We start from the raw sequence: 14,061 nt of genomic DNA on the forward strand, positions 1-14,061 counted from the left end.
GGGCAGCGGTGGCTACGGGGGAGAACGAGCGGTTGGCCGGCCGCTACCGGGTGGTCGAACAGCTCGGCAGGGGCGGCATGGGCGTCGTCTGGCGCGCCGTCGACGAGGTGCTCGGCCGCGAGGTCGCGGTCAAGGAACTGCGTACGTACAACGACTCGTCGGGGCCCGAACTGGACGGCCTGCGGATCCGGATGCAGCGCGAGGCGCGGGCCGCCGCGCGCGTACGGCACCCCGGAGTCATCGCCGTCCACGACGTCACCGAGCACAACGGCCGCCCGGTCATCGTCATGGAACTCGTCGACGGGCCCTCGCTGGACGACGTACTGAGCGAACGGGGACTTCTGGACCCGCGCGAAGCCGCGTCCATCGGCGCCAGGGTGCTCGAGGCGCTGGGCGCCGCGCACGCTGTCGGTGTGCTGCACCGCGACGTCAAGCCGGGCAATGTGCTGCTCGACCGCACCAGCGGGCGGGTGGTTCTGACCGACTTCGGGATCGCCGCGATGGACGACCCGGGCGACGGCTCCACGACCCACCTCACGCGCAGCGGCGAACTGGTCGGCTCCCTCGACTACTTGGCGCCCGAGCGCGCCCAGGGCCAGGAACCGGGGCCCGCGTCGGACGTCTGGGCGCTCGGCGCGACGCTGTACGCGGCGGTGGAGGGCGGTTCGCCGTTCCGCCGTACGTCAACGTGGTCCACGCTGACCGCGATCGTCCAGGATCCGCTGCCGGAGCCGCGCCGGGCGGGGCCGCTCGGGCCCGTACTCCAGCAGCTGATGAGCAAGGACCCGGCTCAGCGTCCCGACGCCCAGGAGGCGGCCCGGCTGCTCGCCGCGGTCGCTGCCGGGGAGGACACGGCGGCGCTCGGCGGCGTCTCGCAGCAGAACGGCCCTTATGGCGGTGCGCACCGCGAGCCCACTGTGCGCAACGTGCTGCGGCACCAGCCGGAGGGATTCGGCCCCGCCGTGAGCCCGCAGCCCGCGCGGTCGGCGCCCGCCGGCCCCGCTGCCGCGCCCGCGCCCGTGCCCGCTCGGGAGCCGAGGCCCGGGCGCGGCAGGACGGCTCTGGTGGCGGCGGGCGTGGCGGCGGTCCTGCTGGCGGGTGGCGGCGTGACGTACGTACTGACGGACCGTACGGAGCAGGCATCCGGCGGCTCGGCTAAGGGGGCGGAGGAAGAAGCCGGGTCGCCCAGCAGCCTCGACCGGATGCCTTCGGGCAGCGAGCCCGCCACGACGAAGAAGCCGGCCGCGTCCAAGTCCACTGAGCAGGCCTCCGGGAAGACCTCGCGACCGGACGCCAAGCCGCCCGTCGGCGGCGAGGACTCCGGCGGCAAGGACTCCGCAGGCTCGGGCGCCGGCGCTTCCGGTACGTCGGGTTCCACGGGCGGCGCGGACACGTCCGGCGGGGCCGGTGATTCCGGCGGCGCGGCGACGGGCGGCTCCGGCTCCGGCAGCGGCGGCTCGACGACCACGACCAGCGGCGGCGGGAGCGGTCCCGGCGAACCCGCTCCGGAGCCCGTCTGCCACAGCATCGGCGCTGGCAAGTACAACTGCACGGTCTGGAAGACGGCTGCGTCCTACACGGCGTCCGGCGCCGAGGTCGGCGTCCTGAACGCGGGCACCAACTACTTCTACTGTCAGCAGAACCTCGGCCGCAGGGAGACCTCCGGCGAGTGGACGAACGTCTGGTGGGCCAAGACCGACGACGACCGCGGCAACACCGACGTCTACGTCAGCGACGTCTACATCAAGGGCGGCAACAACGACGAGCCGGTACCCGGCCTGCCCGTCTGCTGACGCAACGGTGCTCGGCCCGGTGGCCCCGTTCGCGGCGGCGTTCGCCCTGCAACGCCGTGGCGGCTGTCGGCGACCCGCCGCAGCGGCGGCCACCGGCGCGGCACAGGCCTCAGGGGTGCAAGGTGCCGACGGTTCGCGGCGCGGTGGTGTCTTTCGCGGTGGGGTTCGCTCTTCTGCACGTACCTGGTGCGGCCGGGGGCCGCCTGCCGCAGCGGCGGCCGCCGGCGCCGCATGGCCCTCAGGGGGTCCACGGGGGGATCTCGCCCGATCCCCGCGCGATGAGGCGTGTCGGCAGTTCCACCCGCGCGGGAGCGTCGTTCACGCCGTCCAGGCGGCGGAAGAGGCGGTCGGCCGCGGCGCGGCCCAGCATCGCGGCGTCCTGCGCGACGACCGTGAGGCCCGGCTGGAGCAGGTCGGCGAGTTCGATGTCGTCGAACCCGACCAGGGCGACGGGACGCTCCCGCTCGGCCAGGACCCGTACCGCCGTCACCGTCACGCGGTTGTTGCCCGCGAAGATGGCGGTGACGGGGTCGGCGGTGTCCAGCATCGCGGTGACGGCGCCCCGTACGCGCTCGGGAGCCGTGCTGCCGAGTGAGACCCACGCGTCGTCGGCCGGCAGCCCGGCTTCCTCCATCGCGGCGTAGTAGCCGCGGAGCCGCTCGCCCGCGGTGTGAATGCGCGGCTGGTCGCCGATGAAGCCGATACGGCGATGGCCGTGCCCGATCAGATGGGCCACGCCCTCGCGCGCGCCGCCGAAGCTGTCGGAGAGCACCACATCCGCGTCGATCTTCCCCGCGGGGCGGTCCACGAAGACGGTGGCGACGCCCGCCGCGATCTCCGGCTCCAGATAGCGGTGGTCGTCCCCGGCCGGGATCACGATCAGACCGTCGACGCGCCGGGCGCAGAGCGCCAGTACCAACTCCTGTTCCCGGGCCGGGTCTTCGGCGCTCGACCCGTTGATGAGCAGGGCGCCGTGGGCGCGGGCCACTTCCTCGACCGCGCGGTTCAGCGGCCCGTAGAACGGGTCCGCGAGGTCTTCGAGGACGAGGCCGATGCTGGCGGTGCGGCCCTTGCGCAGCACCCGCGCGCTGTCGTTGCGGCGAAAGCCCAGCGCCTCGATCGCTTCCTGGACGCGCTGTTCGGTGTCGGGCGTGACGCCCGGTTCGCCGTTCACGACGCGCGAGACCGTCTTGAGGCCGACTCCGGCGCGGGCGGCGACGTCCTTCATGGTCGGCCGGTTGCCGTAGCGGAGCTCGGGGCGGCTTTCGGTCTCGGCCACAGTGCGATGTCCTGTCGTAGTCGGGTGAGGTCGGCGTTCGAACGGTGTGGCGTCGAGCATAGGGCCTGGACAACGTTGTCAACTGAATAGAGACTGGCTCTGACCTGCCACACGCCTGCCTCGCCTGGAGATCCAACCCCCCATGCACACCGACACCGACCTCGTCGCGGCTCTCGACATCGGCGGCACCAAGATCGCCGGCGCGCTGGTGGACGGCGACGGTCGGATTCTCCTGCGCGCGCAGCGCCCGACGCCCGCGCGTGAGGACGCCGAGAGTGTGATGGGCGCCGTTGGCGTGGTGTTCGCGCAGCTGACCGCATCGCCCTTGTGGGAGCGCGCCACTGCCGTCGGCATCGGCAGCGCGGGCCCGGTGGACGCCTCCGCCGGCACGGTCAGCCCGGTCAACGTCCCGGCCTGGCGTGACTTCCCACTGGTCGAGCGGGTACGCCGGGCAGCGGCCGGCCGACCGGTCACGCTCGTCGGCGACGGCGTGGCCATGACGGCCGCCGAGCACTGGCAGGGCGCGGCCCGCGGGTACGACAACGCGCTGTGCCTGGTGGTCTCCACGGGCGTCGGTGGCGGCCTGGTCCTGGGCGGGCGGCTGCACCCCGGCCCGACAGGCAACGCGGGCCACATCGGTCACATCAGCGTCGACCTGGACGGCGACCCGTGCCCGTGCGGCTCCCGAGGCTGTGTCGAGCGGATCGCCAGCGGCCCCAACATCGCACGCAGGGCGCTCGATCAGGGCTGGCGGCCGGGACCCGACGGTGACGCCACCGCCGCCGCCGTGGCGGCCGCCGCCCGCGCCGGAGACCCGGTCGCCGTCGCGTCGTACCGGCGGGCCGCCCAGGCCCTGGCCGCGGGCATCGCCGCGACCGCGACGCTCGTCGAGATCGAGATCGCGGTCATCGGCGGGGGAGTGGCGGGCGCGGGCGACGTGCTCTTCGCACCCCTGCGCCGCGCACTCGGCGAGTACGCCACGCTCTCCTTCGTACGGCGCCTCAAGGTCGCCCCGGCCCTGACCGGAACCGACGCGGGCCTGGTGGGCGCGGCAGCCGCGGCCTCGCTCGGGCTCGGCGGGAAGCCGGGCGAGGCGGCGACGTACGTCGGATAACACTTTGCCCGGTGCCTCCCGCCGTGCGAGCGTGGGCGCGTGAATGGGGATCAAGAGCGGGACACGGCCCTGGCGGAGGCGGTACGGCTGCGCGCGGACGGCCGGGCCGCCGAGGCCCGCGTCCAGTTGGTGGCGCTGGCCGAGCGGTACCCGCAGGACGCCGAGATCGCCTACCAGACCGCGTGGGCGCACGACGTGCTCGGCCTGGAGAGCGAGGCCGTGCCCTTCTACGAACGCGCCCTGAGCGTCCCCGGACTGCCCGCCGAGGACCGCCACGGCGTCTTCCTCGGCCTGGGCAGCACTTACCGCGTGCTGGGCCGCTACGAACCGGCTCTGCGAACCCTGCGCCGCGGCCTGGCGGAGTTCCCGCACGACCCGGCCCTGGAGTCCTTCCTGGCCATGGCCCTGTACAACACCGGCAAAGGCCGCGAAGCCGTACGGACGCTGCTGAGGGCCCTGGCGGCCACCAGCAACGACCCAAGGGTGCGCAGCTACCGCCGCGCGATCGAGTAATACGCCGACGACCTCGACAACCTCGACGCCACGGAGCAGCCGTAACCGCCTAGCCGCGCCCCTGCGAGCCCGCTTCCGCTGCCCGCTGTACCACGACCACCAGGAACGCGTCCGCCTCCAGGTCCATCACGACCTCCGCCGGGCACCCCTCCGCGCGCCGTGCCAGGGCGAATTCCTCAGCCGGCCAGCTGCCCCGTGGGCCTCCGGCCGGGAACTGTTCCAACACCATGCGACTCATGCCGCACCCCGCTCCCATGCCTGCTGAACTCTTGCTCCGGTTGCCCCAACGAGACTTCGCGCACGTGTGTCACGGTTCCCGCGTCCCACCAGGGCATCCACTCATACGGTTCGACGCCACCTGTGCCCCGCACCGTTGCCCCTGGCATGCAACAGCATCGGCACGGTTGTGTGCCCAAACGGTCGCGGGCACCATGCGGTGACCCCCGGTTTCCGTGGCAGTGTGTTGCGGGCAAGCCACTGGGGGCTACGGAAGAGGGGGAACCGTGATCGTCTGGATCAACGGTGCGTTCAGTGCGGGCAAGACCAGCGCCGCGCGCGAACTGATCGATCTGATCCCGAACAGCACCTTCTACGACCCCGAACTGATTGGCGGGGAACTGCGGAACCTGCTGCCGCAGAAGCGGCTCGCGGAGGTCACCGACTACCAGGACCTCCCCATCTGGCGCCGCCTGGTCGTGGACACCGCGGCCGCGCTGCTCGCGGAAGTGGGCGGCATGCTGGTGGTGCCCATGACGCTCCTGCGCCAGGAGTACCGCGACGAGATATTCGGCGGGCTCGCCGCGCGTCGCATCCCGGTGTGCCATGTGCTGCTGTCGGCCGACGAAACGATCCTTCGCGGGCGGATCGCCGCCCGCGAGGAGCTGGTGGACGACCCCGAAGGCAGCGAGCGCGTACGGCAATGGGCGTACGAGCACATCGAGCCCTATCGCGCCGCGCTGTCGTGGCTCTCCCACGACGCCCACGTCATCGACACCAGTGCGCTGACCCCGGCCCAGACCGCTGTACAGATCGCCGACGCGGTACGGACAGGGGCGGCCGGCAGCTGCGAGATCGTGCAGACGCCCGAGCCGACGGCCGAGACCGTGGCCGCGGGCGTGCTGCTCTTCGACGAGGAGGGCAGGGTGCTCCTCGTCGATCCCACCTACAAGCCGGGCTGGGAATTCCCCGGCGGTGTCGTGGAACCGGGGGAGGCGCCCGCGCGCGCCGGGATACGTGAGGTCGAGGAGGAGATAGGGCTGGAACTCGTCGACGTACCAAGGCTGCTGGTCGTCGACTGGGAGCCGCCGCGGCCACCCGCCTTCGGCGGTCTGCGCCTGATCTTCGACGGCGGCACGCTCGACAGCGCGGCGGCCGGACAGCTGGTGCTGCCCGGCTCCGAACTGCGCGGCTGGCGCTTCGTCACCGAGGAGGAGGCCGCCGGGCTGCTGCCCCCCAACCGCTACGAGCGGCTGCGCTGGGCGCTGCGGGCCCGCGAGAGGTCAACCGTGCTCAATCTGGAGGCCGGAGTCCCGGTCGGCTGATGCCCGGTCGGCTGCTGCCCGCAGGATGTACGCCGCGTCGTCCGTCAGCGGGTCGCCGTGGCCGAAGCAGGCGGTGGAGGGGGCGAGCGCCGCCAGGCGGCGCAGCGACTCCAGGGCCCGCTCCCGGTCGGTGTTGAACACGCCGAGCATGATCTGACCGACCCCGGCGACGCAGTCGCCCGTGAACAGCACACCGTGGTGCGGGAGATGGACGGCGATGCTGCCGTCCGTATGGCCGGGGGAGTGGACGACCCGCGCGCCGTCGCCGAAGCCCAGCAGGTCGCCGTCCTCGGCCTCCCGGTCCACCCGGGTGGCCGGGGCCGGCGGCACGGTCAGCCCGTGGGCGTACAGCGGACGCTCCCAGTCCAGCAGCACCGGCTCCGGCACCGGTTGCTCGCCGCGGATCACGGGGGCGTCGAGCCGGTGCGCCACGATCTCGGCGCCGTACCGCTCGGCGAGTTCCTGGGCGGCGCCGACGTGGTCGCGGTGGCAGTGGGTGAGGACGATCCGGCGGATGTTCTCCGGGCGCAGGCCCAGGCTCCGTATCGCCTCTTCGATGTCCGGGGCGGCGTCCTTGTTGCCCGCGTCGATCAGCGTCAGCTCATCGCCGTCGCGCCAGAGGTACGCCTGGCCGATGGGGAAGCGGAACATGTGCAGGCGGTCGGGGACTACGTCGAGCACGTCGAGATCCATGCGGCGAACGTACGGCGGACCGGCCGCCCGCCGCACGGACCTACGCTGTCGGCGATCTCCGCTCAGCGCGTAACCCTCGCTTCTAACCCTGCTTGGAGCGGGCGTAGTTGACCAGGAACAGTGCCTCCGCGACGGACAGCCGCTCCAGCTCCTCGGGCGAGACACTCTCGTTCACCGCGTGGATCTGCGCCTCGGGCTCGCTCAGCCCGATGAGCAGGATCTCGGCCTTCGGGTAGAGGGCGGCGAGCGTGTTGCACAGCGGGATCGAGCCGCCCATGCCGGACGTCTGCATCTCCTCGCCCGGGTACGCCACGCGCATGGCCTCCGCCATCGAGGTGTACGCCGGGCTGCTCACGTCCGCCTTGAACGGCTGGCCCTGGCCCACCTGTTCCACCGAAACCCGCGCGCCCCACGGAGTGTGCGCTTCGAGGTGCGTGGTCAGCAGCTTCGTCGCCTCGGTGGCGTCCTGGCCCGGCGGCACCCGCAGGCTGATCTGCGCCCGCGCACTCGCCTGGAGGGACGGCGTCGCGCCGACCACCGGCGGGCAGTCGATGCCGATGACGGTGACGGCGGGGCGGGCCCAGATGCGGTCGGCGACCGTGCCGTGGCCGATCAGGCCGACACCGTCGAGTACCCGCGCGTCCTTGCGGAACTCGGCCTCCGGGTACTCCAGGCCGTCCCACGAGGCGTCCGTGGTCAGCCCGTCCACGGTCGTCGAACCGTCTTCGGCGCGCAGCGAGGCCAGCAGCTGGATGAGCGCGGCCAGCGCGTCCGGGGCGGCGCCGCCGAACTGGCCCGAGTGCAGGTTGCCTTCGAGGGTGTCGACGCGTACGCGCAGCATGGTCATGCCGCGCAGCGTCGCGGTGACCGTCGGCAGGCCGACACGGAAGTTGCCGGTGTCGCCGATGACGATCGTGTCGGCGGCGAGGAGGTCCGGGTGCGCCTCGGCGTACGCCTCCAGGCCGCCGGTGCCCTGCTCCTCCGAGCCCTCCGCGATCACCTTCACCGAGACCGGGACACCGCCGTTGGCCTTCAGGGCGCGCAGCGCGAGCAGGTGCATGATGAAGCCGCCCTTGCAGTCGGCGGCGCCGCGCCCGTACCAGCGGCCGTTGTGCTCGGTCAGCTCGAACGGCGGGGAGACCCAGGCCGACTCGTCCAGCGGCGGCTGAACGTCGTAGTGCGCGTACAGCAGAACGGTCGGAGCACCCGCCGGGCCCGGGAGGAACCCGTACACGGACTGTGTGCCGTCGGGGGTGTCCAGCAGTGCGACGTCCTGGAAGCCCTCCGTGCGCAGCGTGTCGGCGCACCAGAGCGCTGCTGCCTCGCACTCGCTCTTCGGGAACTGCGCGGGATCCGCCACCGACTCGAAAGCCACCAGCTCGGCGAGCTCCGTCTTCGCGCGGGGCATCAGCGAGGCGATGGTCTCGGCGATCGGATTCGCGGTCATGGGCACGCTCCTCGTGAGTGCGACGTTGTTGTGCGTGTATGTGTTCGTACGGGGTGGCCGACAAGCACCGCCCGATCCTCCCACAGAGAGATCGGCGGCTCCTGCGCCGTAGGATGCGTCAGCAGTACGGATCACCGGGCCGATCAGGAGCAGAAGCACATCGTGAGCAGCGAGAACGCAGACGCCGGACGTGAGCACGAAGAGCCGGTGTGGGACGTGGTCGTGGTCGGTGCGGGTCCGGCCGGGTCGTCGGCGGCATACGCGGCCGCGGTCGCGGGACGGCGCGTACTCCTCCTGGAGAAGGCGGAGCTGCCCCGTTACAAGACCTGTGGCGGCGGGATCATCGGGCCTTCGCGCGACGCGCTGCCGCCCGGCTTCGAACTGCCGTTCAAGGATCGTGTGCACGCCGTGACGTTCTCGCTGGGCGGGAAGCTGACGCGGACGCGCCGTTCGAAGCAGATGCTCTTCGGGCTCATCAACCGGCCGGAATTCGACGCCGCCCTGGTCCAGGAGGCCGAGAAGGCGGGCGCCGTGGTCCGTACCGGAGCGACGGTGGCGCGGGTCGAGCAGCACGGCGCGGCCGTGCCGGACCGGCGCACGGTGGCCGTTGTCCTGGCGGGTGGAGAGACGGTGCTGGCGCGTGCGGTGGTCGGCGCGGACGGCAGCGCCAGCCGGATCGGGGCGCATGTCGGGGTGAAGCTCGACCAGGTGGATCTGGGGCTCGAGGCCGAGATTCCGGTGCCGGCCACGGTCGCTGAGGACTGGGCGGGACGGGTGCTCATCGACTGGGGGCCGATCCCGGGCAGTTACGGCTGGGTCTTCCCCAAGGGCGAGACGCTGACGGTCGGGGTGATCTCGGCGCGCGGCGACGGCGCCGCCACCAAGCGGTACCTGGAGGACTTCATCGCGCGGCTGGGGCTGGCCGGCTTCGAGCCGGCGGTTTCCTCGGGGCACCTGACGCGGTGCCGCAGTGACGACTCGCCGCTGTCGCGCGGCCGGGTACTGGTGTGCGGGGACGCGGCGGGACTGCTGGAGCCGTGGACCCGCGAGGGCATCTCCTTCGCGCTGCGCTCCGGGCGGCTCGCGGGGGAGTGGGCGGTGCGGATCGCGGAGGCGCAGGACGCCGTCGACGCTCGCCGCCAGGCGCTGAACTACGCCTTCGCGATCAAGGCGGGGCTCGGCGTGGAGATGGGTGTCGGACGGCGGATGCTCGCGCTGTTCGAGCGGCGGCCGGGGCTGCTGCATGCGGCCATAACCGGATTCCGGCCGGCCTGGACGATGTTCGCCGGGATCACGCGCGGCTCGACGACGCTGGCGGAGATGGTGCGTACGCGCCCGCTCGTCCAGCGGGCGCTGAGTGCGCTGGACCGGCCGTAGCCTCTTTCATGACGTGACGGTGATGCGGAAGACGGGGTGGTCGGGGGCGGCCGCCAGGAGTTCCTCGTCGGAGGACTTGGCGGTCACGCCCTTGAAGTACTGGTTGACCTCCCAGCCCCAGCGCTCCAGGTAGGTGCGGAGCACCAGCGGCTTCTCGGCGTCGGGGATCTCGACGGCGGTGAAACCGCGGACCTTCCGGCCGACCTTGAGCTCGCCCTGGCCGGCTGCGCGCATGTTGCGGACCCAGTGGGAGTGGCCGCGCGCGGAGACCAGGTACTGGGCGCCGTCGTGGGTGTGCGGGTTCACGGGGATGCGCTGGAGCTGACCGCTCTTGCGGCCGCGTACGGACAGCTCGGCGGAGCCGAGCAGGCTGAAACCGTGGCGGGCGAGCCAGCCCACGGCGTTGTTCAGCCGGATGGCCATCGGACTGCCCTTGAGGTAGTACGGCTGCGACTGCGACATGACGGCCTCCACCAGTTGAGAGAGCACTGCTCTCGCTTGAGAGCAGTGTGCACGGAATCAGTGTTCCAAAGCAAGAGCAGTGCTCTCGTTATTGGTCGGTGCTCTCCGGCGTGGCAAAATGCTCTTCCATGAGCACCATGCGCGGAGCCAGAGAACGAGCACGGATCGAAGTGACAGCGGCCATCAAGGAAGAGGCGCGCAGACAGCTTGCCGCCGAAGGCGCCGCGAAGCTCTCCCTGCGCGCCGTCGCCCGCGAGCTCGGCATGGTCTCCTCCGCGCTCTACCGCTACTTCCCCAGCCGCGACGAACTCCTCACCGCCCTGATCGTCGACGCGTACGACGCCGTGGGCGCCGCCGCCGAGACCGCCCTCGCCCGGCAGCCCGACCACGCCCCCCACCCCGCCCGCTGGACCGCCGTCTGCCGGGCCGTACGCACCTGGGCGCTCGCGCACCCCCACGAGTACGCCCTGATCTACGGCTCGCCCGTCCCCGGGTACACCGCGCCCATGACAACCGTCGGCCCCGCCTCCCGCGTCGGCCAGAGCCTCATCTCCGTCGTACGCACCGCCCACCAGGACAACGGCCTCGCCGTTCCGCCCCTCGCCGCCGCCCTGCGCGCCGAAGCCCGGCGGATCACCGCGGACGTGGCCCCGGACCTCCCCCCGCCGGTCGTCGCCGCCCTGGTCGGCGCCTGGTCGCAGCTGTTCGGCCTGATCTCCTTCGAGCTCTTCGGTCAGTTCAACCGGATCGTCGAGGACCGCGACACGTTCTTCGAGTACGCCGCCGAGAACCTTGCCCACAGCGTGGGCCTGATCGGCGGCAAGTCCGCGGGCGGGGTCCCCTTCGCCGCGCCCGGCAGCAGCGACGGACCCTGACTACGCTGGCCGCACGCCTCGGCCGTACCCCGACGACCCAGTTACCTACTGCGCAGGGAGTACGCGTGATCACGCCGCCCGGCTGACGCCCCGGCCGCCGTGCCCGGTCTAGCGTGGCCGCTATGAAACCGCAGCATGAACGGTGGTGCGGCGGTCCTTCCTGGCAACGGGGCGGGCCGCCGCCATGGCAGTCCTGGATGACCCGGCAGACGGGCGGGCGGCTGCCATGGGTCTCGACGCTGCTCGTGATCGCGTTCGTGCAGATGGGGTCCGGGTTCGCGGCCGGGGAACAGATCGACCGGGAACAGCTCGACGTCTTCGCCCGCCTCCTGCTGTTCGTGGGAGCGGCGCTTCTCCTGCTGCGTCACCGGTACCCCGTGTTCGTGGCCTTCGGTACGTCGGCGGCGGCGATGGTCTACCTGGGTGCGGGATATCCGTACGGACCGGTCTTCATCCCCGCCGCCATGGGCTGCTTCGCCGCCATCGTCGCCGGTCACCGGCGGGCGGCCTGGTGGGCCCTGGGGATGCTCTGGGTGGGCCACGTCCTTAGCTCGCACTGGCTCTACAGGTGGCTGCCACCGGGTGGGGACGAGCCCGCCCCCTGGGGGCAGGAACTGGTCGTAGCGGCCTGGGTGGTGGCCATCCTCGCCGCGTCCGAACTCGTGCGCGTACGCAGGGAGCAGTGGGCGCGCGAGCGCGTCGAGCGGCAGGCCGCCGAGAAGCGGCGCGCCGACGAAGAACGGCTGCGCATCGCCCGCGAGCTCCACGACGTACTCGCTCACAGCATCTCGGTCATCAACGTCCAGGCGGGCATGGGCCTCGCTCTCCTCGACGCCGATCCCGAACAGGCCCGCAGCGCCCTGACCACCATCAAGGCCGCCAGCAAAGAGGCCCTCGGTGAGGTGCGGCAGGTCCTCGACACGCTCCGCGCCCCGGGGGACGCACCGCGCTCCCCGGCGCCCGGACTCGACCGGCTTCCCGAACTGGTGGAACAGGCCTCGGGAGCCGGCCTCACCGTGGAGGTCGTGACCGAGGGAGTACGGTCCGACCTGCCGCCCGGCGCCGACCTCGCCGCCTTCCGCGTCGTCCAGGAGGCCCTGACCAACGTGGTCAGACACTCCGGCTCGCGCACGGCCCGCGTCAGGCTCGGTTATGCGCCTGACCGTCTCGACCTGCGCATCGACGACGACGGCCCGGCCACCGGCGGCGCCGCGGGCGGCAGCGGCAACGGCCTGGTGGGAATGCGGGAGCGCGCCGCCGCCCTCGGTGGCACGATCGAGGCCGGGCCGCGCCCGGACGGCGGCTTCCGCGTGGAGGCCACACTTCCGTTCCCCGCCGCACGAAACTCGCCCGACGCGCAGAAGGAGAAGTCGTGATCCGCGTACTGCTCGCCGACGACCAGTCGCTCGTACGGGCCGGTTTCCGCGCCCTGCTGGACGCGCAGCCCGACATCGAGGTCGCGGGGGAGGCGGCCGACGGCGAGGAAGCGGTACGCCGGGTGCGCGAAGTGCGCCCCGACGTCGTACTGATGGACATCCGCATGCCCCTGCTCGACGGTCTCGCCGCCACCCGCAGGATCACCGGTGACGCGGCGTTGGACGGCGTAAAGGTGATCATGTTGACCACCTTCGAGCTCGACGAGTACGTCTTCGAGGCGATCCGCAACGGAGCCTCGGGATTTCTCGTCAAGGACACCGAGCCCGAAGAGCTGTTGCGGGCGGTACGGGCCGTGGTGGACGGGGACGCGCTGCTGTCGCCCGGCGTCACCCGCAGGCTGATCGCGGAGTTCGCGGCCCGCTCCAAGGAGCCGGCCGGGGACGAGGCGCTGGGGGAGCTCACCGAGCGGGAGCGGGAGGTGATGGCCCTGGTGGGCATCGGCCTGTCCAACGAGGAGATCGCCCGCCGTCTGGTCGTCAGCCCGCTCACCGCGAAGACGCACGTCAGCCGCACCATGGTGAAGCTCGGCGCCCGCGACCGGGCCCAACTGGTCGTACTGGCCTACGAGTCGGGTCTGGTACGCCCCGGCTGGCTGGGCTGACGCTGTACGGACGCGTCCTTGACCGCCGAGAAGCGGCCGAAGATCAGGAGCAGGCCGCCGTACCCGGGATGTAGCCGCGCCACGCCGGGGCCCGGCCCCTCCAGCGCGCGGTGCTCGCGCGGATGCCTGCGGACCGGACCGGGTAGTGGCGGGCGGGATCAGATGCCTGACTTCTCCTGCCACAGGCGCACGAGCGCGTCGTCACCGGACACGGTGAGCGAGGAGAGCGGCAGCCGGTTCCAGAGGGCGAGGTAGAGCTGCTCGGCGGGGCGCTCACCTCGCAGTCGGCAGGCCCGTCGTCGTTCTGCTCCGTGCGCGGCGGTATGTCGGAGAGGCGCATCGTCCACACGTCGCCCGAGTCTGTCGCTCGTACGCGCAGAACGCGCGGCCCCTCGGTGCGCACCCGGCTGCGGTCACGGGCGTGGAACCCGCGCAGCAGCTCGTCGACGCCGTCCGCCGCGAACTCGGAACCCACCGGCGACACTCCGGCGCCCAGCGCCGAATCCGCGTCCACGCGGTGTACGGCCGTCTCATGCGCCTGACGCCGCGCCCAGAAGGCGAGCGGCGAGGGCGCGGGCAGGAAGGCGAAGCACTCCAGGTCCTTGGGGGCACTGTTCAGTGCCGCCACCAGCAGGCTGTGCCCCTCCCGGAACCAGTGGAGCAGCGCGTCGCCGTCCAGGTCGGGCTCGCTCCCGAGGGGCCGGCGCTCCGTATGGCCCTCGATGACATACGTCGTCGCCCACCGGTGGACCACGCCCGTGTGCCGCAGCAGATCCCGCACCTCCCAGCCGGGGCAGGTGGGCACGGGGGCGCCGGTGCCCGCCTGTTCGGCGGCTGCGGCCAGCAACTGGTCTTGCTGGTCGAGTGTTTCGATGAATTCGGCAGTCTCCACGCGGAGGATTGTGTCAGCCGGGCCTGTTCACGCGCCC

Annotated in this window: 13 protein-coding genes and 1 pseudogene; 8 read left to right on the top strand and 6 right to left on the bottom strand. The window is 72.2% G+C overall.

All coding sequences use genetic code 11. From position 1 onward, the window contains the following. The first annotated feature begins 8 nt into the window (after window positions 1-8). A complete protein-coding gene (locus tag ABZX79_RS03890) occupies window positions 9-1,793 on the top strand; it encodes a serine/threonine-protein kinase (RefSeq protein WP_355251130.1) in 1,785 nt (594 codons plus the stop codon). Between the two features lie 238 nt (window positions 1,794-2,031). On the opposite strand, the gene ABZX79_RS03895 is transcribed toward ABZX79_RS03890, so the two are convergent. Then, window positions 2,032-3,072 carry a LacI family DNA-binding transcriptional regulator gene (locus ABZX79_RS03895; RefSeq protein WP_355251133.1) on the bottom strand — a complete coding sequence of 347 codons (1,041 nt, stop codon included), beginning with the start codon at window positions 3,070-3,072 and terminating at the stop codon, window positions 2,032-2,034. 142 nt (window positions 3,073-3,214) lie between these two features. Between ABZX79_RS03895 and ABZX79_RS03900 the strand changes: the two genes are divergently transcribed. Together ABZX79_RS03900 and ABZX79_RS03905 are read left to right on the top strand one after the other, a co-directional pair. Then, window positions 3,215-4,186 (top strand): ROK family protein, encoded by a 972-nt coding sequence (locus tag ABZX79_RS03900; RefSeq protein ID WP_355251136.1) that lies wholly within the window; start codon window positions 3,215-3,217, stop codon window positions 4,184-4,186. A gap of 39 nt (window positions 4,187-4,225) precedes the next feature. After that, on the top strand, window positions 4,226-4,699 hold the full coding sequence (locus ABZX79_RS03905; protein ID WP_355251139.1) for a tetratricopeptide repeat protein: 474 nt from the start codon (window positions 4,226-4,228) through the stop codon (window positions 4,697-4,699). 49 nt (window positions 4,700-4,748) lie between these two features. Here the strand turns inward: ABZX79_RS03905 and ABZX79_RS03910 are convergent, their stop codons facing one another. Beyond that, complete coding sequence (locus tag ABZX79_RS03910) at window positions 4,749-4,937, bottom strand: hypothetical protein (RefSeq protein ID WP_214967020.1); 189 nt, start codon at window positions 4,935-4,937, stop codon at window positions 4,749-4,751. 265 nt (window positions 4,938-5,202) lie between these two features. Between ABZX79_RS03910 and ABZX79_RS03915 the strand changes: the two genes are divergently transcribed. After that, complete coding sequence (locus tag ABZX79_RS03915; RefSeq protein WP_355251142.1) at window positions 5,203-6,240, top strand: NUDIX domain-containing protein; 1,038 nt, start codon at window positions 5,203-5,205, stop codon at window positions 6,238-6,240. Here the strand turns inward: ABZX79_RS03915 and ABZX79_RS03920 are convergent. Both ABZX79_RS03920 and ABZX79_RS03925 read right to left on the bottom strand, forming a co-directional pair. After that, window positions 6,199-6,933: an MBL fold metallo-hydrolase gene (locus ABZX79_RS03920; RefSeq protein WP_355251145.1), complete on the bottom strand. Its 735-nt coding sequence runs from the start codon at window positions 6,931-6,933 to the stop codon at window positions 6,199-6,201. The genes ABZX79_RS03915 and ABZX79_RS03920 overlap by 42 nt on opposite strands. Before the next feature lie 82 nt (window positions 6,934-7,015). Continuing rightward, window positions 7,016-8,380: a dipeptidase gene (locus ABZX79_RS03925; protein WP_355251148.1), complete on the bottom strand. Its 1,365-nt coding sequence runs from the start codon at window positions 8,378-8,380 to the stop codon at window positions 7,016-7,018. Between the two features lie 162 nt (window positions 8,381-8,542). On the opposite strand from ABZX79_RS03925, the gene ABZX79_RS03930 reads away from it, so the two are divergent. Further along, window positions 8,543-9,757, top strand: a complete 1,215-nt coding sequence (locus ABZX79_RS03930; protein WP_355251151.1) for a geranylgeranyl reductase family protein — start codon at window positions 8,543-8,545, stop codon at window positions 9,755-9,757. A gap of 6 nt (window positions 9,758-9,763) precedes the next feature. Here ABZX79_RS03930 and ABZX79_RS03935 read toward each other — a convergent pair whose 3' ends face one another. Beyond that, complete coding sequence (locus ABZX79_RS03935) at window positions 9,764-10,219, bottom strand: nitroreductase family deazaflavin-dependent oxidoreductase (RefSeq protein ID WP_355251154.1); 456 nt, start codon at window positions 10,217-10,219, stop codon at window positions 9,764-9,766. Between the two features lie 128 nt (window positions 10,220-10,347). Here ABZX79_RS03935 and ABZX79_RS03940 point away from each other — a divergent pair, with 128 nt between their 5' ends. From ABZX79_RS03940 to ABZX79_RS03950, 3 genes are all read left to right on the top strand, one after another. Beyond that, window positions 10,348-11,094, top strand: a complete 747-nt coding sequence (locus ABZX79_RS03940) for a TetR/AcrR family transcriptional regulator (protein ID WP_355251157.1) — start codon at window positions 10,348-10,350, stop codon at window positions 11,092-11,094. Window positions 11,095-11,291: 197 nt separating this feature from the next. Next, window positions 11,292-12,470, top strand: a complete 1,179-nt coding sequence (locus tag ABZX79_RS03945) for a histidine kinase (RefSeq protein ID WP_355251159.1) — start codon at window positions 11,292-11,294, stop codon at window positions 12,468-12,470. Beyond that, entirely contained in the window at window positions 12,467-13,132 is a 666-nt protein-coding gene (locus ABZX79_RS03950; RefSeq protein WP_355251162.1) for a response regulator transcription factor, read from the top strand. The genes ABZX79_RS03945 and ABZX79_RS03950 overlap by 4 nt, the downstream gene beginning before the upstream one ends. Window positions 13,133-13,290: 158 nt before the next feature. Here the strand turns inward: ABZX79_RS03950 and ABZX79_RS03955 are convergent. After that, window positions 13,291-14,024: pseudogene (locus ABZX79_RS03955) on the bottom strand (maleylpyruvate isomerase family mycothiol-dependent enzyme). Window positions 14,025-14,061: the final 37 nt, after the last annotated feature.

The organism is Streptomyces sp. NPDC002994, from assembly GCF_040611155.1.
Taxonomy (GTDB): Bacteria; Actinomycetota; Actinomycetes; order Streptomycetales; family Streptomycetaceae; genus Streptomyces.

Bases quoted from the DNA above. Each gene is read 5' to 3' on its own strand.
- ABZX79_RS03900 (WP_355251136.1), top strand. From the start codon at position 3,215: ATGCACACCGACACCGACCTCGTCGCGGCTCTCGACATCGGCGGCACC.
- ABZX79_RS03910 (WP_214967020.1), bottom strand. From the start codon at position 4,937: ATGAGTCGCATGGTGTTGGAACAGTTCCCGGCCGGAGGCCCACGGGGC.
- ABZX79_RS03920 (WP_355251145.1), bottom strand. From the start codon at position 6,933: ATGGATCTCGACGTGCTCGACGTAGTCCCCGACCGCCTGCACATGTTC.
- ABZX79_RS03925 (WP_355251148.1), bottom strand. From the start codon at position 8,380: ATGACCGCGAATCCGATCGCCGAGACCATCGCCTCGCTGATGCCCCGC.
- ABZX79_RS03935 (WP_355251154.1), bottom strand. From the start codon at position 10,219: ATGTCGCAGTCGCAGCCGTACTACCTCAAGGGCAGTCCGATGGCCATC.
- ABZX79_RS03940 (WP_355251157.1), top strand. From the start codon at position 10,348: ATGAGCACCATGCGCGGAGCCAGAGAACGAGCACGGATCGAAGTGACA.
- ABZX79_RS03945 (WP_355251159.1), top strand. From the start codon at position 11,292: ATGACCCGGCAGACGGGCGGGCGGCTGCCATGGGTCTCGACGCTGCTC.